The organism is Streptomyces sp. ADI95-16, from assembly GCF_003721495.1.
In the GTDB taxonomy this organism is placed as follows: Bacteria; Actinomycetota; Actinomycetes; order Streptomycetales; family Streptomycetaceae; genus Streptomyces; species Streptomyces goshikiensis.
Genome location: NZ_CP033581.1, coordinates 3743974 through 3764885, shown reverse-complemented (window position 1 = coordinate 3764885; position 20912 = coordinate 3743974). Strand labels below are relative to the sequence as shown.

The window sequence follows — 20912 nt, the reverse complement described above, 5'->3', positions numbered from 1 at the left end:
GCTCCGGCGGGGTCAGTCCGCCAGGCGGCCGAAGCGGCCCTTGTGGAAGAGGAGGGGGGCGCCTTCGCCGGCCGCGCCCATGGCTTCCACGCGGCCCACGACGATCAGGTGGTCGCCGCCGGTGTGTACGGCGTGGATGCGGCAGTCGATCCAGGCCGGTACCGCGTCCAGCTGCGGGGATCCGGTCGCCGGGGCCGGGGTGTGGGCTACGCCGGCGAACTTGTCGGCGCCGCTGACGGCGAACGAGCGGCACAGGCCGCCCTGTTCGGCGCCGAGGATGTTCACGCAGAACACCCCGGCGCGGGCGATCCGGGGCCAGGTGGTCGACGTACGGGCCACCATGAACGTGACCAGGGGCGGGTCCAGGGACAGCGAGGCGAAGGACTGGCAGGCGAATCCCGCCGGGCCGTCCTCCTCCTCCGTGCCCGGGGCGGTGATGACGGTGACCCCGCTGGCGAAGTTCCCGAGGACGGCCCGGAATTCGGCGGGGCTGACGGGCGCGCGCTCGTCCTCCCCGACCGCCCGCAGGTCGGGCCGCGGCAGTGCGTCGATCCGGCTGGGTTCCCGCGCCGCGGACGTGGCGGCGGAGGTGGGGGAGCCGGCTGACCTGAGGTATCGGACGACGGTGGCCGCCATCCCTGCGTGTCCCATCACACGGCCGATTGAAGCTGACGGTCCGTCAGATGGGAAGGGGTGCGGACGGGTGGCCCGAAAAGGTGTATGGTCCCCATCGATTGAACGTGTTCAATTGGTGGGGCGGGGGCCATGGTGACGCCAGAGGTGTACGGGAAACCCACGCCGGAAGCGGCCGTGCGCGGCGGGAGATGGGCGCGGCTGGCGACCGGCGCCGAGCTGGCCTTCATGGCGCAGGTCATCGTCGCGGCGGCGGTGTTCCTCGCCACCTCCGGCATGCGCGACGACCACGGGACCGGCTTCGCGGCCGGCGCCGAAGTCCTGAAGGCCCTCGTGGGGGGTCTGCCCCTGCTGCTCCTGGCCGGATGTCTGCACTGGGCGCTGTTCAGCCTGCCCGCGACGGCGCTGGCGCGGCTCACGGGCGGCCGCAGGCGGGAGACGGCCCGGGTGGCGCTCTGCGCGGCCGCGGTCACCGCGGCCCACGCGTGGTGGGTCACCGCGCTGTGGGACGTCCCCTTCGGCCGGGCGGCGGCCTGGATCGCGGGGACCGGGGCGCTGCCGCTCGTGGCGGCCTGGCACGCGCGCCGCCGGTCCCTGTGGTGGGGCGGGATGCTGGCCCGGATCGGCGCGCTCACCGGGATCACCCTGCTCGCCGCCCTCGTCGGCGCGTTCCTCCAGGCCCGCACGGGCTGGCTCGGGTACGAACCGCCCCGGCTGGAGCGGGACCAGTACGCCGGGACCTGGGTCGGGAGCGGCGGCGCCCACCGGCTGCGGCTGGACGGGAACGGCGGGGCGGAGGCCGGCAACCTGCCGATGGAGGACCGGGCCACCACGCTGTGGGGCGCGTGCTCGGGGACCGGGACCTGGGCGTTCGAACCGAAGGGCGCGGCCGGCGGCCCGGGCCCCTCCGGCGGGGCGCGGGACCGCGTCACGCTCACGATCGAGGGCTGCGGCCGCATGCTCGACTGGCGCATCGGCGGCACGGCCGGCCGGCCCGAGCTGTTCACCGTCGTCGACGCGTCGGACAGCCGGCGGGTCATCACGCTGCACCGCCCGTAGGCCGGCAGCGGGTTGCGCCCGTACGGGTGGAACCGGCGTCCCGCCGGTGCTCGTACGCGGACGGCCCCCGGCGGGGTCGGCATCGTGGCCGACCGGGGCCGGCCCCCGGCCCGACCCACCCGCCCTCCAGGAGGACCCATGCTCGGCACCGACTTCAGTACCGGATCGCCCAACTGGCTCGACCTCGGCAGCCCCGACACCGACGCGGCCGCCGCGTTCTACGGCGCCGTCTTCGGCTGGCAGTTCGTCTCCGCCGGGCCCGAGGCCGGCGGGTACGGCTTCTTCCAGGTCGACGGGAAGACCGTCGCCGCCCTCGGACCGCTCACCGAGCAGGGGGCCGGCTCCGCCTGGATGATCCACTTCAAGGCCGATGACATCCGGGCCACCGCCTCGGCCGTCACCGCCGGCGGCGGCACCGTCCGGATGGAGCCCATGGACGTCATGGGCGAGGGCTGGCTGGCCCAGGCCACCGACCCGCAGGGCGCCGAGTTCGCGCTCTGGCAGCCCGGGAAGACCGCCGGCCTGGGCCTCACCTCCGCCCCGGGCACCCTGATCTGGGCGGAGCTGCACGTCCCCGACCCGCTCGCGGCCATCACCTTCTACGAGGGCCTCTTCGGCTGGCGCAGCCAGGACATGCAGGCGCCCGGAATGACGTACCGGGTGCTGAGCACCAAGGACGGCGACCAGCAGACGGCCTCCTTCGGCGGGGTCGCCCCGATGGGCGACGGCGCGGGCGGCGGGGTCGAGCGGCCCCGCTGGGTGCCGTACTTCCACGCCGAGGACGTCGACGCCACCGTCACGACGGCCACGGCGAAGGGCGGATCCGTGCTGATGCCGGCGGCCGACGTCCCGGACGTCGGCCGGATCTCCTGGCTCGCCGACCCCTACGGCGCGGTGTTCGCGCTGCTGAAGCCCGACCCGCGGATGTAGCCCGGGCGGGGCCGCGGGACGGACGGCGGCTCAGCGGCCGAGGTACTTGGGCGTACGGCGCTCCACGAAGCTCGCCACGCCCTCGTTCGCGTCGGCGGTGCTCATGTTGAGCTCCTGGGCGGTCGCCTCCGCGGCCAGCGCGGTCGCCCGGTCGCCGTCGAGGGAGGCGTTGACCAGCTGCTTCGTCATCGCCAGGGCGCGGGTCGGCCCCTGCGCGAGGCGCTCCGCCCACTCGCGGGCGCTCTCCTCCAGGGCCTCGGCCGGGACCACCCGGTTGACGAGCCCCAGCCGCTCGGCCTCGGCCGCCGGGACCGCGTCGCCGAAGAACATCAGCTCCTTCGCCTTCTGCGGGCCCACGAGGCGCGGGAGCAGGTACGCGCCCCCGCCGTCCGGCACCAGCCCGCGGCGGACGAACACCTCGATGAACCGGGCCGGTTCCGCGGCGATGACCAGGTCGCAGGCGAGCGCCAGATGGGCGCCGATCCCGGCGGCCGTGCCGTTGACGGCGGCGATGACGGGCTTCTCGCAGTCCAGCACCGCCGTGATCAGCCGCTGCGCCCCCAGCCGGATCATCCGCGCCACGTCACCCGCCACCCGCTCCCCGGTGGCCGGCGCCCCGCGCAGATCGGCGCCCGCGCAGAACCCCTTCCCGGTAGCTGTGACCACCACCGCCCGCACGCCCGGATCGGCCGAGGCCGCCCCGAGCAGCGCGATGACGCGCTCGCGCTGCTCCCAGGTGACGGCGTTCATCGCCTCGGGCCGGTTGAGCGTGATCCACGAGACCCCGCCCTCGAAGCGGTGCAGTACGTCGTCCTCGGAGATGCCGGTCATACGGTGAACTCCCGTTCGGAAGGGTGGGGCGGGGCGGGGCGCCCGCGCGGCGCACGTACGGGGCCCCGGGCCCGCCCCGGTGCAAGGAAGGGGCGAGCCCCGGACGCGGCTCCGCGCACCGGCGCCCCGACGGGCACGCGGTGCCAGGGCCGCCGGCGGTGCCAGCGGCGCCGGCGGTGCCAGGGCTGCCAGTGGCACCAAGGGCATCGGACATCAGCGGCAGCGGCGAGGGCGTCAGCGGCAGACGGCGAGGGCGTCCAGCGCCACCGCCCCCTGGCCGCGCGGCAGGACCATCAGCGGGTTGATGTCCAGCTCCGAGAGGGAGTCGCCCAGCTCCAGGGCCATCCGCTGGACCCGCAGGACGACCTCCACCAGGGCGTCGACATCGGCCGGGGGAGCGCCCCGTACGCCTTCCAGCAGCGCGTGGCCGCGCAGCTCGGTCAGCATCGCCCGCGCCTGGTCCTCGCCGAACGGCGGCACCCGTACCGCCGCGTCGTGCAGGACCTCCACCAGGACCCCGCCGAGGCCCACCGTCACGGTCGGGCCGAACAGGTCGTCCCGGGTGACGCCGACGACCATCTCGACGCCCCGCTCCACCATCTGGCAGACCAGGATCCCGTCCAGCGGGACGTTCTCGTAGCGGGCGATGTCGGTCAGCTCCCGGTAGGCGTCCCGGATCTGGCTCGCCGAGGTCAGGCCGATCTTCACCAGCCCGAGTTCCGTCTTGTGCCCGAGCTGCGGGCCCGACGCCTTCATCACCACCGGGTACCCGACCAGCCCCGCCGCGCGCACGGCGGCCGCCGCGCTGGTGACGAGCTGCTCGCGGGGCACCCGTATCCCGTACGCGCGCAGCAGCTGCTTCGCCGCGTGCTCGCTGAGCTGCTGGCCCGGCCGCATCAGGGCCTGCGCCTTGCGGTACGAGGGCGAGGGCGTGCGCGGCGCGTCCTCGAAGGGGGAGCGGTAGCCCGCCGTGAACCGGTGGTGGCCGAGGTAGGCCCGTACGGCGGTGATGCAGTTGCCGAACGTACGGAAGGTGGCCACCCGGGAGGAGCCGAGGAGGGTGGTGCGGTAGGCCTCCTCGGTGCCGACGGGGGATCCCCAGATCACGCAGACCAGCTTGTCGCTCTGTTCCGCCGCGTCCACCAGGTCCTGCGCGAGCCTGTCGCTCATGGGCGGGAACGGGCCGGTGATCGGGCAGATCAGCACGCCTACGGACGGGTCCGCGAGGATCGCGTCGATGATCTTGCGGCCGCGCCAGTCGCCCACCGGGTGACCGCCGTTGTCGACGGGGTTGGCGACGTTCAGGTACTCCGGGATCCACTGGTGCAGCTCGTCCTGCTTGGCCCGCGAGAGGGTCGGCAGGCTCAGGCCCGCCTCGCTCGCCAGGTCCGAGAAGTGCGCGCCGGTGCCGCCGGATATGGAGTAGACGACCACCCCGTCGGCCAGGGGTTTACGGGCCCGGGCCAGCAGCGCGGCGGTGTCCTGGAGCTCGTCGAGGCCGTCGACGCGGATCACCCCGAACTGCCGCATGGCGGCGTCCACGACGGTGTCCGCGCCGGTCAGCTTCCCGGTGTGGGAGGCGGCCGTCCGGGCGCCGGTCTCGGTGCGGCCGACCTTCACGGCGACGACGGGGACCCCGTTGCGGGCGGCCCGGTCGGCGGCGAGGAGGAACTGGCGGCCGTCCCTCAGGCCCTCGACGTAACAGGCGATGGCCCCGACCTCGGGCCGCTCCGCGAAGTACGAGATGAAGTCGGAGGTCTCCAGGTCGGCCTCGTTGCCCGTCGGCGCCCAGTGGGAGAGGCGGATGCCGAGCTCCTGGAGGGTGAAGACGGGGCGGCCCTGGTGGCCGGACTGGGTGATCAGCGCGATGGCCGGGCCGTCGAGGTCGTCGCGGAACCGCTCGAAGGCGTTGAGGTTGGTGTTCGGGCCGAGCAGGCGCAGGCCGGAGCGCCGCACGGCGGCGGCGAGCCGCGCCTGCGCGGCGGCGCCCGCGTCGCCGGTCTCGGCGAAACCGGAGGCGAAGGCCACGGCGAACTTCACCTTGGCCTCGGCCAGTTCCTCGACGACGGGCAGCGGATCGGCGACGAGCAGCACCGCGAGGTCCACCTGCTCGGGCAGCTCGGCCACCGAGGCGCGGCACGGCAGCCCGAAGACGCTGGTACGGGTGGGGTGGACGGGGTGGACCCGGGCGCCGACGCGCTGCGCCCAGGCGATGAGCTGCCGGGTGATGCCGGTGTTGGGCCTGCCTTCGGTGTCGGAGGCGCCGATGACGGCCACGGACTCGGGCCGGAAGAACCGGTCCAGGTCGGGCACGTCGGAGCGCAGGGGCCGTCCGCTGACGTCGAGCGCGGCGGTGTCCTCGGCGGACGGCGCCGCGGTGGAGTGGACCGCCGTGCGGGGGGTCTCCCCGCAGGCCTCGACGCGTGCGCGGAAGTCGGTGGTGAGGGTGCCGTGAGTAGATCCAAGCATCGTTCCGCCCGCTCCCTGCTCGAAGATCTCCGTGAACTCCTTAACTGACGCGTAGTCAGATTACTGAACTGACGCGCCGTCAGGAACAGGCCTGCGCGGGAAAGCTGGTGGAGGTGATGTGTGGAACGGTCGCAGATCCCCCGGGGAGCGGTCCAGGGTGCGATTCGGCCGCTCTCGCGCATCGCGGCGTGGCGCGCCGCGGGTGGTCGGGTCGGGGGAGGCGGGCCGTGGAGTCGCCCCCGGCCGGAGCGGTCAGGCCGGGGGGTCCACCGGACGCAGGCCGGTGTCCGGCAGGTGCGCGGCCGCACGCCGGGCCGCGGCCCGGACGCCGAGCCGGCGGGCGACCGCCTTGGCGATCTTCTCGGCGTCCAGCGCCATCTCCCGGAACATCCCGCTGATGGGGTTGGTGAAGCCGGTGAAGTACAGGCCGGGGGCCTGCGCCGGGGTGCGCCGGCCGTGCGCGAGCGGCCGCCCGCGCTCGTCGAGTACGTCGAGGTGGCCGATCAGCCCCTCCAGGCCCCGCCGGTAGCCGGTGGCGGCGACCACCGCGTCCGGGGTGATGCGCGAGCCGTCCGCGAGCACCACCTCGGCGCCGTCGAAGGCCTCGACGGCGGCCACCGGCTCCACCGTGCCCGCCCGGACGGCGGCGATCAGGCCGACGTCCTGCACCGGGATCGCGCCCTGGCGGACCCTGCTGTACAGGCCGGACTCCGGGCGCGGGAGCCCGTACGCCGTCAGGTCCGGGACGGAGGCCTTCGCGGTGAGCGCGCCGAGCCGGTCCACCAGGCGCACGGGCAGCCGCCGTACCAGGATCCCGGTGCGCTGGGCGGGCCAGCCGGCGGTGGAGCGGCGCACGATGTGCGGGGCGGTGCGCACGGCGAGGCGGACCCGCGCGGCCCCGCCCTCGGCCAGGTCGACGGCTATCTCGGCGCCGGTGTTGCCGGCGCCGACGACCAGCACGTCCCGGCCCTCGTACGGCTTCGGGTCGCGGTAGGCGGCGGCGTGCGCGAGCGCGCCGGTGTACGTGTCCCGGCCGGGCCAGTCCGGCAGGCGCGGGGTGTGGTTGAAGCCGGTCGCCACGACCACGGCCCGCCCGGCGAGCACCCGGCCGCCGCTGGCGTGCAGGAGCCAGCCGGGCCCCTCGCCGGCGGCGCCCCCGGTGTCGTCTCCGGCGGGCGCGCGCTCGATCCGGGTCACCTCGACTCCGGTCACCAGCTCCAGCTCGTGGAACTCGGCGTACTTCTCCAGGTACCGCACCACGTCGTCCCGCGACACCCACCGCCCGAACCGGCGCGGAATGGCCAGCCCGGGGAGGGCGGAGAGCCGGCGGGTGGTGTGCAGGTGGAGCCGGTCGTAGTGCCCCCGCCAGGAGGCGCCGACGCCGTCGGACTTCTCGACGACCACCGCGCGCACCCCACGGGCGCGCAGCGCGGCGGCGACGGCGAGGCCGCCGGGCCCGGCGCCGATCACGTAGACGGGGCGGGGCTGGGTGCTCATGTCGGGTGCTGCGGGGACTCCGGGCATGAGGTGTGAGCGTATCGCCACGCTGGGTTGATGGGTCTCGGACGGGCGGGGAATCGATTGCGGATCGATCACGGGAGCGGGAAGGGCCGGAGGTCTTGCGGGATCGTCCGGCATCCGGTGAACTGACGTACCGTCAGATCCAGCGACAGGGGAGGGGTGGACGCCGATGCGGACCATCTGGCTCAGCGGGGCCGAATGGCTCGCCGTGCTCCGGATAGGCCTCGGCCTGTGGTGGCTGGAGAGCTGGCGGCACAAGGACAAGAAGGGCTGGTTCGAGCGCGGCACCGGCATCGCCTGGGCGGCCGACGTCGCGGGCAAGCACCGCTGGCCGTTCGTGAAGGGCGGCTTCGAGAAGGTCGTCCGGCCGAGGCCGCGCCTGATGGCGTACGTCGTCGTCTACGCGGAACTCGCCCTCGGACTGGGCCTGGTGCTCGGGTTCCTGACCCCGGTCGCGCTGGTGGGCGGACTGCTGCTGAACCTGCTCTACCTGGTGCTGATGATCCACGACTGGGCCGAGCAGGGACAGAACGCGATGATGGCGCTCATCTCGCTCGTCGCGCTCTTCGCGATGGCCTGGCAGACCTGGTCGCTCGACGCGGCGATCGGACTGTTCCGGTGAGCGCCGCCGGCGGCGGCTCCGCCGCCCGCTACGACCTGCCCGACGTGGACGAGTTCACCCGCCCCTACTGGGACGCGGCCGCCGGGGGACGGCTGCTGCTGCGCCGCTGCGCGGAGTGCGGGCGCGCGCACCACTACCCGAGGGAGTTCTGCCCGTTCTGCTGGGCGGGGGAGGAGCGGGTGACGTGGGAGGCGGCGAGCGGCCGCGCCACGCTCTACACCTGGTCGGTGATCCACCGCAACGACCTGCCGCCGTTCGGGGCCCGGGTCCCCTACGTGGCGGCCGTGGTCGACCTGGCGGAAGGGCCCCGGATGATGACGGAGGTCGTGGAGTGCGAGCACGCCGGCCTGCGCGTCGGCATGCCCCTGGAGGCCACCTTCCGCGAGGCGGCCCCGGGGATCGCGGTGGCGGTGTTCCGGCCGGTGTGAGCCGGGGCGGTGGGGCCGCGACGGGCTACGGCCAGAGGAGGTCGCGCGTCCAGGAGCCGTCGCCGGTGCGCAGGTACCGGAGCCGGATGTGCCGTCGCATCGGGTCGCCCTGGAAGAACTCCACCTCGGCGGCGTCCAGTACGTACCGCGTCCAGGTCGGAGCCGGGGCGTCCGGCTCCGCGCCGGCCCGCTCCCACGCCGCCGCCGAGGCCTCGGCCAGCTCCCGTACGGAGCCCAGCACCTCGCTCTGCCGTCCGGTCAGCGCGGCGGCGAGCGCACCCCGCGACCGCACCGCGAGGTCGGCCCGGCTCTCGCGCGGGCCACAGGCGCCGACCCGGCCCCGGATCCGCACCTGCCGCGCCACGGTGGGCCAGTAGAACCCCAGCGCGGCGTCCGGGTGCCCGGCCAGCTGGCGGCCCTTGGCGCTGGTGGCGTGCGTGGCGAAGTGCCAGCCGCGGGCGTCGGCGTCGTGCAGCATCAGCGTGCGTACGTCGGGCCGCCCGTCGGCGTCGACGGTCGCCAGGCTCATCGTGTGCGGCTCCTGCTGCCCGGCCCGCGCGGCGTGCACGAACCACTCCCGGAACAGGGGGAGCGGCTCGGCGGGCGCGACGTCGGTGTCGAAGCCGGGGAGGGCCCCGTCCCAGACGCGCAGGGAGTGCAAGGTGGCGTGGAAGTCGCTGGTCATGGGGTCAGGTTAGGGTGCGGGTCCATGAAGATACGCCGAGGTGCGGGGCTCGGGCTGATCGCCCTCGCCGGCATGTGCGCGGTGGCCGCGATCGCCGGCCGGCTGTACGAACGTCCGGGCGGCCTGGCCGTCGTGGCCGAGCTGAACAGCCCGTGGCTCCTCGTCCCCCTCGCCGCCGCCGCCCTCGCCACGGGCGCCGCGCTGCGCTCGCGCGGCCCCGGCGCCGACAAGGCGGTCGCCGCCCTGGCGGGCGCGGGGATCCTGGCCGCCCTGGTCGTCCCACTGGGGCTGATGGCGGCCGACCCCTTCCCCGCGCGGCAGTACGACGTCACGGCCCCGGGCGGCGCGGGCGCGCCCCGCCGCCTGGTGGTGGAACGCGTCTCGCCGCTGGCGGACCCGGGCTGGGAGGTCTACGTGGACCAGGGCCCGTTCCCGGCCGCCCGCCGCTGGCCGGTGGCCCGGTACGACGACGCGGACTGGTCCAAGGGCATCCTCCAGGCGGAATGGCTCACCCGGGACACGATCCGCCTGATCGACCTGGACCACCGCGCCCACGACATCCCGATAGCCCCGACCGGCCGCCCACTGGCGCGCCTGGCCTGGTAGCGCGCCGCCGCCGGGCGGCCCGGGGCCGGGGGCGCCCGTCGGGCGGGGTGGAGAAGTGCGGGGTCCACGCGGGGCGGGATGGGGACGGCGGCGGCGGTGCCCGTCGGGCGGGGTAGGGCTGTGCGGGGTCCACCGGACCGGAATCGGACAGCGCTGGGGGCTTCCCGCCAGTCTCACTGTCCTTCCGGTTCGGTCCGGCCTGTCAAGGGCGCTCACTGCGTTCGCGTCGCTTCGCGATGGCCTTCGGCCACCCTTGACAGCCCGGCCCGCCCCGGAATGCCAAAGACTGTCGGGAACCCCCCAAAGAGACGGTCAGGGGGAGCGAGACCACCGAGCCATCGCGAAACGCCTGGACGGGGCCCTGGCTTGGCGGAAACGCCGCCCTTCGGGCGGACCGTTCCGAACCTGCACCACACGGCATTCCAGAGCGGCCAAGGCAGCGGTCAGGCGCCCCAGATCGCTACCCGCCTACCTCTCGGCTCAGCGGCTGCAGACCGGCCGTGGCTGAACACAAGCCGCCCACGGCCCCGACATTCTCGCCCCATGCGACTGCGGCCCGCCTGTGGCTGGACACAAGCCGCCCACGGCCCCGGCATGCTCCTCACCTCACGCGGCTGCGGCCCGCCTGTGGCTGGAGACAAGCCGCCCACGCTCGCCATACGCGTCTCGCCTCGCGCGGCTGCGGCTTGTCTGCGGCTTCTTGTAGCCAGAAGACGAAGAGATCAGCCTGGATTGCGGTCAGGGCGACCAGACAGCCCACACCCACCCACCAAACCATCCCAATCCGGACAGGATTGGGGTGGTTTGGAGGTCCCATGGGCTTCAACCTGCACGAAATGACGCATCCGGCCGCCTCACGCCACACCACCCGACTACCTGAGGCCGCCGGCCGGTCTGCGCTGTGTTCCGAGCGTGGGCGGTTTGTGTCCAGCCACGGCCGGTCCGCAGTCGCTGAGCCGAGTGGTAGGCGGGTAGCGATCTGATGCGCCTGACCGCTGCCTTGGTCAATCTGGACACCGTGGGGTGCAGGTTCGGAAGGGTTCCGCCCGGAGGGCGGCGTATCCGCTAGGCAGGGGACCCGGTCGGGCGTCTTGCTTCCGGGCAGTGATCCGCTTCCCCCTGACCGTTTCTTTGGGGGGTTCCCGACAGTCTTTGGCGTTCCGGGGCGGGCCGGGCTGTCAAGGGTGGCCGAAGGCCATCGCGAAGCGACGCGACGACGAGGAACGAGGAGGAGCGCCCTTGACAGGGCGGACCGACACGGAAGGACAGTGAGACTGGCGGGAAGCCCCCAGCACGGTTCAATTCCGTCCCAGTGGACCCCGCCCGTCTTGCCCCGGCCCACCGGCGACGCGCCACAGTCCGGCCCCGTCCCGCGGGCACTCCCCGGCCCCGGCCCCGGTCTATGGGTCGGTCCCGCCCCGCAGGCGCCGCCCCTACCCCCGCCCCAAAATCACCGTGCCCGACGAGCAGAACCAGCCCCCCGTGCCCGACGCGAGGGCCACCTCCGGGAGGTGGCCGTGGCCGCCGGGCTTCGTGACCTGGCGGTCCGGGCCCGCTTCGCCGCGGAGCTGGCGGACGGCCTCGACCAGGAGGAAGAGGCCGCGCATGCCCGGGTGGCAGGCCGACAGGCCGCCGCCGTCCGTGTTGACCGGGAGCTCGCCGCCGCGCAGGAGCCGGCCCTTCTCCACGAAGGCGCCGCCTTCGCCCTTCCCGCAGAAGCCGAGGTCCTCCAGCGTCACCAGGGTCATGTACGTGAAGGCGTCGTAGATCTCGGCGAGGTCCACGTCCGCCGGGGTCAGGCCCGCCCGTTCGAAGGCCAGGCGGCCGGAGACCGCGGCCGGGGAGACGGTGAAGTCCTCCCACTCCGACATCGTGGTGTGCGAGACGGAGGTGCCCGAGCCCAGGATCCAGACGGGGGCCTTGGCGGTGTCCGGTACGTAGTCCTCCGCCGCCAGCAGGACCGCGCAGCCGCCGTCCGAGCGGATGCAGCAGTGCAGCTTCGTGAAGGGGTCCGCGATCATCTCGCCGGCCAGGACCTCGTCGACCGTCAGCGGGTCGCGGAACATGGCGTCCGGGTTGGCCGCCGCGTTCGCCCGCGTCTGGACGGCCACTTCGGCGAGCTGCTCCAGGGTCGTCCCGTACTCGTGCATGTGGCGGCGGGCCGCCATCGCGTACTTGGAGATCAGGGTGTGCCCGTACGGCACCTCGAACTGGAGCGGTCCCCGCGCTCCGAAGGAGAGGTTCGAGGTGCGGCGCCGGGCCTTGATGTCGGCCCGGGCCGTCGAGCCGTAGACCAGGAGCACGGCGTTCGCGTGGCCGGCGGCGATCGCGTCGGCGGCGTGCGCGGCCATGACCTCCCAGGTGGCGCCGCCGACCGAGGTGGAGTCGACCCAGGCGGGGCGCAGCCCCAGGTACTCGGCGACCTCGATGGGCGCGAGCGTGCCGAGGCCCGCCGAGGCGAAGCCGTCGATGACGCGGCGGTCGAGGCCGGAGTCGGCCAGGGCGCGGCGGGCGGCCTGCGCGTGCAGGGCGTAGGGGGTGGGGCCGTCCACGCGGCCGCAGTCCGACAGGGCGACGCCGACGACCGCGACCCGGCGGCGGCGCGGCGCGGCGGCGGGTTCGGCGGTGGGGCCGTGGAGGAGTCCAGACATGGAGCGACCGTACATCTGACGCCACGTCAGTTTCTAGTGCGCGACGACCCGCCCCGCCCCCTGTGCATCTCGCCCCGCCCGCCCTAACATGACGGCCCGTCAGATACGGGGAGGAGCCCGACGATGGACGCCGCCTTCACCGCGGAGCAGGACGAGATGCGCCGCACCCTGCGCGAGATCCTGGGCAAACGCTGCGGTCCGGACGAGGTCAAGGCCGCCGTCCGCACCGCCGCCGGATACGACCTGGAGCTGTGGCAGCAGCTCTCCCGGCGGCTCGGCCTGCCCGGCCTCGCCGTCGCCGAGGAGTACGGCGGCGTCGGCTGCACCCCCGCCGACCTGGCCCTGGCCTGCGAGGAGACCGGGCGGGCGCTGCTGCCCTCGCCCCTGCTGGCCACCGCCGCGCTCGCCGTGCCGCTGGTCACCGCGCTCGGCACCGCCGCCCAGCGGTCCGCCCTGCTGCCGCCGCTCGCCACCGGCGGGCTCACCGCGGCCCTCGCCGTCCCCGGCCCCGCCCTCGCCACCGCCCTCGCGCTGACCGGCGACAACACCCCGGGCGAATGGGCCGGCGGCGGCCGCGCCGGCGGGGTCCAGGCCCGCGCCGGCACCGCCCCGGACGGCTGGCGGCTCTACGGAGAGGCCGCGCAGGTGCTCGACGGGCATAGCGCCGGCCTGCTCCTCGTCGCCGCGCACACCGGCGGCTTCGCCCGCAGCCGGATCCTGCTGTTCCTCGTACGGGAGGACGCGCCCGGCCTCGTACGGACCCGGCAGACCACCCTCGACGAGACCCGGCCGCAGGCGCGGGTGCAGCTGCGCGACGTCCCCGCCGAGCTGCTGGGCGACCCGGAGGGCGACGTGCCGGGGGCGCTCGCCGCCACCGGGCGCACCGCCGCCGCCGTACTCGCCTCCGAGGCGGTCGGCGCGGCCGGAGCGGCCCTCGCCCGGACGGTCGAGTACGTCCGGGGGCGCGAACAGTTCGGCCGGGCCATCGGCTCCTTCCAGGCCGTCAAACACCGGCTCGCCGACCTCTACGTCCAGGTACAGGCGGCCCGCTCCGCGGCTTGTTACGCCGCCTGGGACCCGGAGCAGGGCGGCCTCGCGCTCGCCCAGGCGCTGGAGGCGCTGCGGACGACCGCCGGCGAGGCGATCCAGCTGCACGGCGGCATCGGCTTCACCTGGGAGCACGACGCGCACCTCTACTTCAAGCGGGCCGCCGCCGACGAGCTGCTGTTCGGCCCCGTCCACCGGCTGCGCGCGCACGCCGCCGACCGGGCGGGCCTGTTCGGCGGCCCGCCGGACCGGGACCACCGGCCGACCAGGGAAAGGGTGGCCGTCTGATGGCTCCCGGCGTCAAGCTCATGCAGAAGATCTCCTCGACCGTGCTGTTCGCCAAGCTCGCCCCGCACTTCATCCCCGCCCTGGACAAGGCGGTGCACAAGCTGAGCCGCGGCAAGGTCATGCTCAGCGCCCAGATGCTCCCGGGCGTGATCCTCACCGCCAAGGGCGCCAGGACCGGCGAGCCGCGCACCACGCCGCTCGCCTGCATGCCGGAGGACGGCGGCAGGACCTGGCTGCTGATCGGCTCCAACTTCGGCCGCCCGGGACACCCGGCGTGGACCGGGAACCTGCTCAAGAACCCCGACGCGGACGTGAGTTGGAAAGGCCGGAACATCGCCGTACGAGCCCGCCTGCTGGAGGGCGAGGAGCGCGCGGCGGCGTGGCGGGCGGTGCTGGGTTTCTGGCCGCCGTACGCGACGTACCAGGCGCGCATCGAGCGCGAGATCCGGCTGTTCCGCCTGGAGCGTCGCTGACCGCAGGCGTTTTGACCGCAGGCGCCTGACCGCAACGCCTGACCACAAGCGCCTGACCACAGGCTTTTGACCGCGGCGGACCCCCGGAGGTGATCCGGGGTCCGCCGTTACTTGGTCGGCTTCTTGCCGGTGATGCCCAGGTGCACGAGCAGCGCCAGGTTCGGCTTGAGCTCGGCCTGTTTCACGCCCCAGGTCTGGAAGCCCTTCTGGTGCGAGGCGACCGCGGCCAGCATCGCGACGAGGGATCCCGCCATCGCCGCCGGACTGAGGTCCTTGTCGACCTTGCCCTTGGCCTGGAGCTCCTTCATCGACTCCGTGAGGGAGTTGGTGACGGAGTTCAGGATCTTCATGCGGATCTTGTAGAACCGCTTGTCGCCCTCGGCCGCGCCGAGGTCGACGACCCGGAGGATCGCGTCGTTGGCCCGCCAGAAGTCCAGGAATCCCTCGACGAGTTCCTCGGCGGTCGCCCAGCCTGCCTTGCCGACCCAGTTCCGGCCCTCGACGAGCGCCGTCAACTGCGCGCCCTCGGTGGCCATTTGCTCCGCGATCTCCAGGACGGCGCCTTCGACGTCCGGGAAATACTGGTAGAAGGTCGCGGGGGAGGTGCCGGCCTTGCGCGCGACGTCGATCACCTTGACGTCGCGGTACGGCGAGGAGCTGAGCATCTCGCTGAGGCAGTCGAGCAGCTTCTGCCGCGTCGCCTGGCCGCGCCGGCCGGCGACACGCCCGTCGACGGTGCGTACTTGTCCTGTCATGCCGTCAGCTTACCGAGGGGTGATCCCGGCGCGATTCGGCCGCCTGCAAATGGGGTTGTCCGGGCTCAGACCCGGGCGGGGAGCGGCTCCGGGAGGACCGAGGGGTCGGATTCCGGCCTGCCCGGAGCGCCCCGCCCGGCGCCTGCCCCGGCGCCCGGCCCGCCCTCCGCCCGCCCTTAGCCCGCCCTCCGCCCGGCCCCGCTCGCGCGGCGACGGCATCCGGTACGTATCGTGGCGTATCCCCCGAATAGTCTTATCAACAGGCTGTGGACAAGTTTTCGGGCACATCCTGTTTCAGGGGCACGACGGAAGGAACCGGGCTCATGGCCGCATTCGCGGAAGGCGCACCCTGCTGGGTCGACGCCTCCCTCCCGGACGTCGAGGCGGGCAAGCGCTTCTACGGTGAGCTCTTCGGGTGGACCTTCGGCCCCGGCGCGGGACCCCAGTACGGCGGATACACCCAGGCCTACAGCCTCGGCCGCAACGTCGCCGCCCTCGCCCCCAAGCCCGACGGCCGGATGCCCACCGTCTGGGGGGTGTACCTCTACACCTCGGACGCCTACGCGTGCGCCGCCCGCATCCGCGCCGCCGGCGGCCAGATGGTGATGGACCCCCAGCCCGTCGGCCCCTACGGCACGGCCGCCATGGCCGCCGACCCCGGCGGCGCCGTCTTCGGCCTCTGGCAGCCCGGCACCCACCACGGGTTCGACGCCCAGCAGGAGCCTTACACGTACTGCTGGTCGGAGGTCTACACCCGCGCCCGCGACGCGGTCGACGTCTTCTACGCCAAGGTCTTCGGCTACGTCCCCGAGGACCAGGACGACCCCGAGAGCGGCGTCGAGTACCGGGTCTGGTCCCCGCCCGGCAGCGTGCCCGGCTCCGACACCGCCGTCCTCGGCCGGACCATGATCACCGACGCCTTCCCGGAGATCATGCCGGCCCATTTCCTGCTCTACTTCGCCGTCCCGGACTGCGACCAGACGGTCGCCACGGCCAAGCGCCTCGGCGGCCGGGTCACCGCCGATCCCTTCGATACGCCGTACGGGCGGATCGCCGTCCTCGCCGACAATCAGGGGGCCGTCTTCGGGATCCTCTCGGAGCCTCGTGCGAAAGCACGGCCTGAGCAGGGACCGGAGCAGGCGCGGGCCTGACAGAATCGGGGTTGCGCGACCCGGGCGGCGTCCCGGAGTGAGACGCTGCACGGGGCCGACCGCCGCGTGCCGCCGCGCGACCGGTGGAAAGACGGGCCCGGCGAGGGCCCGTACGGGGAGGTGTGGAGGCGAGTGGTGGAGCAGCTGACGCAGCACGACCCGAGACGGATCGGCCCCTTCGAGGTGCTGGGACGGCTCGGCGCCGGCGGCATGGGGCTGGTCTATCTCGCACGGTCGGCGTCCGGACGCAGAGTGGCGATCAAGACGGTGCGCACCGAGCTCGCCGAGGACCAGCTGTTCCGGGTGCGCTTCACCCGCGAGGTGGAGGCCGCGCGCGCGGTGTCCGGCTTCTACACGGCGGCCGTCGTCGACGCGGACCCGCGCGCCGCCGTGCCGTGGCTGGCGACCGCGTACGTCCCGGCGCCCTCCCTGGAGGAGATCGTCAACGAGTGCGGGCCGATGCCCGCCCAGGCCGTACGGTGGCTCGCGGCCGGCATCGCCGAGGCGCTGCAGTCCATCCACGGGGCGGGGCTGGTGCACCGCGACCTGAAGCCGTCCAACGTGCTGGTCGTCGAGGACGGCCCCCGCGTGATCGACTTCGGCATCGCGAGCGGTGTCTCCAACACCCGCCTGACCATGACGAACGTCGCCGTCGGCACCCCCGCGTACATGTCACCCGAGCAGGCGAAGGACTCGCGCAGCGTCAAGGGCGCCAGCGACGTGTTCTCGCTCGGCTCGACGCTCGTCTTCGCGGCGACCGGACACCCTCCGTACCACGGGGCGAACCCGGTGGAGACGGTGTTCATGCTGCTCCGCGAGGGCCCCAACCTGGAGGGGCTCCCCGACGAGCTGCGGCCGCTGATCGAGTCCTGCATGCAGATGGACGCCACGCAGCGGCCCACCCCGGCCGACCTCCAGGCGCAGCTGGCCCCACACCTCTTCGACGGCGGAGACGACAGCGGCACCGCCTCCGCGTGGCTGCCCGGCCGGGCCGTCGCGATGATCGAGGCCCGCCGCGCCGGGCAGCGCACCGCTCCGGCGATGCCCGTCCCGCGCCGCCCGTCCCCGGGATCCGGGGTCGGCTCCGGTTCCGGTTCCGGTTCCGGTTCCGGTTCCGGGTCCGAGGTCGCCACGCACCGCCGCCCGCGCGGCGTCGAGCCGTACGCGGACCCGCGCACCGGGCACGCCGCCCCGCCGCGCCCGCACCACCCGCCGATGTCGCCGGCGCCCTCGGGCGTGCCCGTGCGGCTCGGCGGTTCGCCGGTGCCGATCGGGCCCGGGCCGCGGGCGGGCGCCGCGGCCCCGTCCGGGCAGGCCGCGGCGGACTCGGCGACCGGGTGGGTGCGCCCGCCGGGCGGTTCCTCGGGGGCCGTGCTGGAGGCCGCCGCCGGCGTCCCCGGCCCGGCCTCGGGCATCGACGCCCGTACCGACGCCCGTACCGGCCCGGCGCCCGACAGCGGACGCTGGCGGCCGTGGCGCTTCCGCATGTCCAACGAGGTGTGGGGCACCCCGACCGTCGCCGGTGACCTGCTGTACGTCACCTCCTTCGAGGTGCACGCCCTCGACGTGGCCAGCGGCCGGCGCCAGTTCAAGACGCGCGACGTCGCCTGGTCCATGGCCGTCGCGGACGGCCGTATCCACGCCTCCGACGGCCCCTCGCTCTTCGCGCTCGACGCCACCGACGGCTCCGAGCGGTGGCGGGTGTCCGCCGACGCCTGGGTGTACGCGCTGCGCGCCGAGCACGGCACCGTCGTCACCGCCACGCGCGGCGGCGGCGTCCAGGGCTGGGAGGCCTCCAACGGCCACAAGCTGTGGGAGCTGACCGGCGCGCAGACCGACTTCGAGACCCCGGAGGCGGCCCCCGTCCTCCACGACGGCACGGTGTACGTGTGGCAGGACGCCCGGCTGCGGGCCCTGGACGCCCGCACCGGCCGGGAGTCCTGGTCGTACCCCGTCGGCGACGCGGCGTCCTGCGCGAACGTGCCCGTACGGGTCACCCCGGCGCCGGACGGCAACGTGTACGTCGCCGCGGGCACCCGGGTGCTGTCGGTGGACCGGGCCTCGGGCCGGGTCCGCTGGCACTTCGAGGCCCCCGCGGTGTTCCTGGCGGCCCCGGCCTTCGCACCGGGCGCGGCGGTGACGGGCGGCGGGGTCTACCTCGCCGACCACCTGGGCACCGTCTACGCCCTGGACGCGGTCACCGGCAAGGACCGCTGGCGCATCGCGACGGAGCCGCGGCCTTCGGCGGACCCGGTGCTGGTCGTCGGCGGCAACGTCCACCTCGGGGCGGGCAGCGCCCTGTACACGCTCGACGCGGTCACCGGCACCCCGAAGTGGCGGTTCGCGGCGGGCGGGGAGATCACCGGCCCGCCGGCGGTCGCGGACGGCCGGGTGCACTTCGGCTCGGCGGACCACTGCCTGTACACCCTGGACGCGGCGGGGGGCCAGCTGCGCTGGAAGCTCGCCACGGGCGGGGAGATCGCGGGCGCCCCGGTGGCGGAGGCGGGCGTGGTGTACGCGTGCAGCAAGGACCGCTGCGTGTACGCCCTGGACGCGGCCAAGGGGACGGGCACCCGTACCAGCACCTGACCTGGGACGTCGCCCGGCCCGGGCCCGGTCCGGTGCCCGGTCCGGTGCCCTGTTCGGGCGGTGCTCGGGCCCCGCTGGGTCGCGTACGGCACCGGGAGTGACAGGATGGACCCCATGAGCAACGTTTACTTCGACATCAACATCAACGGCGCCCCGGCCGGCCGCATCGTCTTCCAGCTCTTCGACGAGGTCGTTCCGCAGACCGCGAAGAACTTCCGCGAGCTGGCCACCGGCCAGAACGGCTTCGGCTACGCGGGCTCCGGCTTCCACCGCGTCATCCCGCAGTTCATGCTGCAGGGTGGCGACTTCACCAACCACAACGGCACCGGCGGCAAGAGCATCTACGGCGAGAAGTTCGCCGACGAGAACTTCCAGCTGAAGCACGACCGCCCGTACCTGCTGTCGATGGCGAACGCCGGCCGCAACACCAACGGCTCGCAGTTCTTCATCACCACCGTCGTCACCCCGTGGCTCGACGGCAAGCACGTCGTCTTCGGCGAGGTCGTCTCAGGCCAGGAGCTCGTCGACCAGATCGAGGCCCTGGGCTCCCAGTCCGGCGCCCCCAAGGGCAAGGTCGAGATCGCCGCCTCCGGCGTCGTCGAAGCCGTCTGATCACGCTTCCGCCTGTCACGACTGGCCGGCCCCGTCCCCCCGTGGGACGGGGCCGCCGTCATGTCCGGGCGCGGGACGGATCACCTGCCGGGCGCCCGGAAGGCGGGGGCGTTCTCGCGGGCCCACTGCCGGAAGGTGCGGGCGGGCGCGCCGAGCAGGTTCTCGGTGGTGTCGGCGACGGCCACGGGCGTGGCGGTGGCGGCGGCCCACAGGTCGAGGAGCGAGCCGGCCATCGCGGCGGGCATGTGGCCGGCCATCTCCTCGGCGGCCCGCTCGCGGGTGATCCGCTCGACGGGGACGGCGCGGCCGATGGCGTCGGAGACGACGGCGAGCTGCTCGCGGAAGGTCAGCTGCTCGGGGCCGGTCAGGGTCAGGGCGCGGCCGGCGAGGGAGCCGCCGTCGCCGGTCAGGGCGCGGACGGCGATGTCGGCGATGTCGGCGGGGTGGATCGGCGCGAGGGTGGCCTCGGGGTAGGCGAGCCGGACCGGCAGGTCCCGGCCGATGGGGTACGCCCAGCCGAGGGCGTTTGCGGCGAACGCGTCGGGGCGCAGCAGGGTCACGGTGAAGCCGGCTCCGGCCAGGGCGCGTTCGACCCGGAGGCTGTGGGACGCCAGCGGATCGGTCTCGGCGCCGGGCGCGAGGACCGAGGCGGAGGACAGCAGCACGACGTGTTCGACCCCGGCGGCCCCGGCGGCCTTGACCAGCTCGTGGATGCCGGCGGGCTCGGGGTAGAGGAAGACGCTGCGGACGCCGGTGAGCGCGGCGCCGAAGGTCTCGGGCCGGTTCAGGGCGAGTTCGGCGGTTTCGACGCCGGCCGGGACGGTCAGCTCGGCGGGCCGGGCGCTGGCGGCCCGCACGGGGGTGCCGGCGGAGTGCAGGCGCTGGATGACGGCTTGGGCGACCTTGCCGCGGGCGCCGGTGATGAGAGTGGTCACGGGGATCTCCGCTCGGACGGTCATTACATCGCTGCGTACATATGCATGCTTGCATGCACACGTTTTCAGGTCAACACATGTCTGCGCGAACTCACGGAGGTAGGGTGAGCGCATGACGAGGAACGAGCCGGCGGACGCCCCGAAGACGGCCGACGAACTGCTGGACGCCGTGGGTCCGGCGTTCTCCAAGCTGCGCCGCACCTCGCTGCTGGAGGTCGAGAACCCGATCTCGGCGAAGGACCTGAGCCGGACGCTGGTCCTCAACCACGTCCTGGAGGCCACGCAGGACCCCGACCGGGAGATCACCGTCGGCGGCGTCGCCGAACTGCTCGGCGTGGACCCCTCGGTCGCCAGCCGCATGGTCAGCGACACCATCAAGGCCGGTTACGTCATCCGTGGCGCCTCGCAGCGGGACGGCCGCCGCACGGTGCTCCACCTCAGCCCGGCCGGCCGGGAACTCATGGCCCGCTTCCGCCGCCACCAGCGCTCGGCGTTCGAGTACATCACCGCCGACTGGGCGGAGCGGGACCGCCTCGACTTCGCCCGCCTGATGCTCAAGTACACCGACTCCCTGGCGGACCTACGCACCCGCGGCCTGGCGGCGGACCCCCCGCGCTGAGCGCCGCA

General features: G+C 74.2%; 19 protein-coding genes. 11 read left to right on the top strand and 8 right to left on the bottom strand.

Annotated elements, in window-relative coordinates:
• Positions 1–12 precede the first annotated feature (12 nt).
• The gene (locus EES41_RS16435) at positions 13–636 is read right to left on the bottom strand and encodes a flavin reductase family protein (RefSeq protein WP_123079165.1); all 624 of its coding nucleotides are present in this window, start codon (positions 634–636) and stop codon (positions 13–15) included.
• Positions 637–765: 129 nt separating this feature from the next.
• Between EES41_RS16435 and EES41_RS16430 the strand changes: the two genes are divergently transcribed.
• A complete protein-coding gene (locus EES41_RS16430; RefSeq protein ID WP_164495859.1) occupies positions 766–1692 on the top strand; it encodes a hypothetical protein in 927 nt (308 codons plus the stop codon).
• A gap of 138 nt (positions 1693–1830) precedes the next feature.
• Positions 1831–2622 carry a VOC family protein gene (locus EES41_RS16425; RefSeq protein ID WP_123079161.1) on the top strand — a complete coding sequence of 264 codons (792 nt, stop codon included), beginning with the start codon at positions 1831–1833 and terminating at the stop codon, positions 2620–2622.
• A 30-nt stretch (positions 2623–2652) separates the two neighbouring features.
• On the opposite strand, the gene EES41_RS16420 is transcribed toward EES41_RS16425, so the two are convergent.
• The 3 genes from EES41_RS16420 to EES41_RS16410 form a co-directional block, all read right to left on the bottom strand.
• On the bottom strand, positions 2653–3453 hold the full coding sequence (locus EES41_RS16420; protein WP_123079159.1) for an enoyl-CoA hydratase/isomerase family protein: 801 nt from the start codon (positions 3451–3453) through the stop codon (positions 2653–2655).
• A gap of 234 nt (positions 3454–3687) precedes the next feature.
• Positions 3688–5922 (bottom strand): acetate--CoA ligase family protein, encoded by a 2235-nt coding sequence (locus tag EES41_RS16415; protein WP_123079157.1) that lies wholly within the window; start codon positions 5920–5922, stop codon positions 3688–3690.
• 252 nt (positions 5923–6174) lie between these two features.
• A complete protein-coding gene (locus EES41_RS16410) occupies positions 6175–7446 on the bottom strand; it encodes an NAD(P)/FAD-dependent oxidoreductase (RefSeq protein ID WP_123079155.1) in 1272 nt (423 codons plus the stop codon).
• A gap of 166 nt (positions 7447–7612) precedes the next feature.
• On the opposite strand from EES41_RS16410, the gene EES41_RS16405 reads away from it, so the two are divergent.
• Both EES41_RS16405 and EES41_RS16400 read left to right on the top strand, forming a co-directional pair.
• Positions 7613–8065, top strand: coding sequence for a DoxX family membrane protein (locus EES41_RS16405; protein WP_037797783.1), 453 nt, complete (start codon positions 7613–7615; stop codon positions 8063–8065).
• On the top strand, positions 8062–8493 hold the full coding sequence (locus EES41_RS16400) for a Zn-ribbon domain-containing OB-fold protein (RefSeq protein ID WP_174261695.1): 432 nt from the start codon (positions 8062–8064) through the stop codon (positions 8491–8493). The genes EES41_RS16405 and EES41_RS16400 overlap by 4 nt, the downstream gene beginning before the upstream one ends.
• A gap of 25 nt (positions 8494–8518) precedes the next feature.
• Here the strand turns inward: EES41_RS16400 and EES41_RS16395 are convergent, their stop codons facing one another.
• Complete coding sequence (locus EES41_RS16395; protein ID WP_123079153.1) at positions 8519–9178, bottom strand: pyridoxal 5'-phosphate synthase; 660 nt, start codon at positions 9176–9178, stop codon at positions 8519–8521.
• 24 nt (positions 9179–9202) lie between these two features.
• On the opposite strand from EES41_RS16395, the gene EES41_RS16390 reads away from it, so the two are divergent.
• The gene (locus EES41_RS16390) at positions 9203–9784 is read left to right on the top strand and encodes a hypothetical protein (protein WP_123079151.1); all 582 of its coding nucleotides are present in this window, start codon (positions 9203–9205) and stop codon (positions 9782–9784) included.
• 1433 nt (positions 9785–11217) lie between these two features.
• Here EES41_RS16390 and EES41_RS16385 read toward each other — a convergent pair.
• The gene (locus EES41_RS16385; RefSeq protein ID WP_123082512.1) at positions 11218–12435 is read right to left on the bottom strand and encodes an acetyl-CoA acetyltransferase; all 1218 of its coding nucleotides are present in this window, start codon (positions 12433–12435) and stop codon (positions 11218–11220) included.
• Positions 12436–12558: 123 nt separating this feature from the next.
• On the opposite strand from EES41_RS16385, the gene EES41_RS16380 reads away from it, so the two are divergent.
• Both EES41_RS16380 and EES41_RS16375 read left to right on the top strand, forming a co-directional pair.
• Positions 12559–13770, top strand: coding sequence for an acyl-CoA dehydrogenase family protein (locus EES41_RS16380; protein ID WP_123079149.1), 1212 nt, complete (start codon positions 12559–12561; stop codon positions 13768–13770).
• On the top strand, positions 13770–14243 hold the full coding sequence (locus EES41_RS16375; protein WP_123079147.1) for a nitroreductase family deazaflavin-dependent oxidoreductase: 474 nt from the start codon (positions 13770–13772) through the stop codon (positions 14241–14243). Before EES41_RS16380 ends, EES41_RS16375 begins: the two co-directional genes overlap by 1 nt.
• Before the next feature lie 107 nt (positions 14244–14350).
• Here EES41_RS16375 and EES41_RS16370 read toward each other — a convergent pair whose 3' ends face one another.
• Positions 14351–14998, bottom strand: a complete 648-nt coding sequence (locus tag EES41_RS16370; protein WP_123079145.1) for a TetR family transcriptional regulator — start codon at positions 14996–14998, stop codon at positions 14351–14353.
• A 323-nt stretch (positions 14999–15321) separates the two neighbouring features.
• On the opposite strand from EES41_RS16370, the gene EES41_RS16365 reads away from it, so the two are divergent.
• The 3 genes from EES41_RS16365 (at position 15322) to EES41_RS16355 (ending at position 19350) form a co-directional block, all read left to right on the top strand.
• Positions 15322–16149: a VOC family protein gene (locus EES41_RS16365; protein WP_123079143.1), complete on the top strand. Its 828-nt coding sequence runs from the start codon at positions 15322–15324 to the stop codon at positions 16147–16149.
• 132 nt (positions 16150–16281) lie between these two features.
• Positions 16282–18738 carry a PQQ-binding-like beta-propeller repeat protein gene (locus tag EES41_RS16360; RefSeq protein WP_174261694.1) on the top strand — a complete coding sequence of 819 codons (2457 nt, stop codon included), beginning with the start codon at positions 16282–16284 and terminating at the stop codon, positions 18736–18738.
• Between the two features lie 114 nt (positions 18739–18852).
• Positions 18853–19350, top strand: a complete 498-nt coding sequence (locus EES41_RS16355) for a peptidylprolyl isomerase (protein ID WP_123082511.1) — start codon at positions 18853–18855, stop codon at positions 19348–19350.
• Between the two features lie 80 nt (positions 19351–19430).
• Here EES41_RS16355 and EES41_RS16350 read toward each other — a convergent pair whose 3' ends face one another.
• Positions 19431–20285, bottom strand: a complete 855-nt coding sequence (locus EES41_RS16350) for an SDR family oxidoreductase (protein WP_123082510.1) — start codon at positions 20283–20285, stop codon at positions 19431–19433.
• 112 nt (positions 20286–20397) lie between these two features.
• Here EES41_RS16350 and EES41_RS16345 point away from each other — a divergent pair, with 112 nt between their 5' ends.
• Positions 20398–20904, top strand: coding sequence for a MarR family winged helix-turn-helix transcriptional regulator (locus EES41_RS16345; RefSeq protein ID WP_123079139.1), 507 nt, complete (start codon positions 20398–20400; stop codon positions 20902–20904).
• Positions 20905–20912 lie beyond the last annotated feature (8 nt).

Excerpts from the sequence above, each read along its gene's own strand:
- EES41_RS16415 (WP_123079157.1), bottom strand. The coding sequence starts at position 5,922 with ATGCTTGGATCTACTCACGGCACCCTCACCACCGACTTCCGCGCACGC.
- EES41_RS16430 (WP_164495859.1), top strand. The coding sequence starts at position 766 with ATGGTGACGCCAGAGGTGTACGGGAAACCCACGCCGGAAGCGGCCGTG.
- EES41_RS16365 (WP_123079143.1), top strand. The coding sequence starts at position 15,322 with ATGGCCGCATTCGCGGAAGGCGCACCCTGCTGGGTCGACGCCTCCCTC.
- EES41_RS16345 (WP_123079139.1), top strand. The coding sequence starts at position 20,398 with ATGACGAGGAACGAGCCGGCGGACGCCCCGAAGACGGCCGACGAACTG.
- EES41_RS16435 (WP_123079165.1), bottom strand. The coding sequence starts at position 636 with ATGGCGGCCACCGTCGTCCGATACCTCAGGTCAGCCGGCTCCCCCACC.
- EES41_RS16420 (WP_123079159.1), bottom strand. The coding sequence starts at position 3,453 with ATGACCGGCATCTCCGAGGACGACGTACTGCACCGCTTCGAGGGCGGG.
- EES41_RS16405 (WP_037797783.1), top strand. The coding sequence starts at position 7,613 with ATGCGGACCATCTGGCTCAGCGGGGCCGAATGGCTCGCCGTGCTCCGG.
- EES41_RS16410 (WP_123079155.1), bottom strand. The coding sequence starts at position 7,446 with ATGCCCGGAGTCCCCGCAGCACCCGACATGAGCACCCAGCCCCGCCCC.
- EES41_RS16370 (WP_123079145.1), bottom strand. The coding sequence starts at position 14,998 with ATGACAGGACAAGTACGCACCGTCGACGGGCGTGTCGCCGGCCGGCGC.
- EES41_RS16390 (WP_123079151.1), top strand. The coding sequence starts at position 9,203 with ATGAAGATACGCCGAGGTGCGGGGCTCGGGCTGATCGCCCTCGCCGGC.
- EES41_RS16355 (WP_123082511.1), top strand. The coding sequence starts at position 18,853 with ATGAGCAACGTTTACTTCGACATCAACATCAACGGCGCCCCGGCCGGC.
- EES41_RS16395 (WP_123079153.1), bottom strand. The coding sequence starts at position 9,178 with ATGACCAGCGACTTCCACGCCACCTTGCACTCCCTGCGCGTCTGGGAC.
- EES41_RS16425 (WP_123079161.1), top strand. The coding sequence starts at position 1,831 with ATGCTCGGCACCGACTTCAGTACCGGATCGCCCAACTGGCTCGACCTC.
- EES41_RS16380 (WP_123079149.1), top strand. The coding sequence starts at position 12,559 with ATGGACGCCGCCTTCACCGCGGAGCAGGACGAGATGCGCCGCACCCTG.
- EES41_RS16375 (WP_123079147.1), top strand. The coding sequence starts at position 13,770 with ATGGCTCCCGGCGTCAAGCTCATGCAGAAGATCTCCTCGACCGTGCTG.
- EES41_RS16385 (WP_123082512.1), bottom strand. The coding sequence starts at position 12,435 with ATGTCTGGACTCCTCCACGGCCCCACCGCCGAACCCGCCGCCGCGCCG.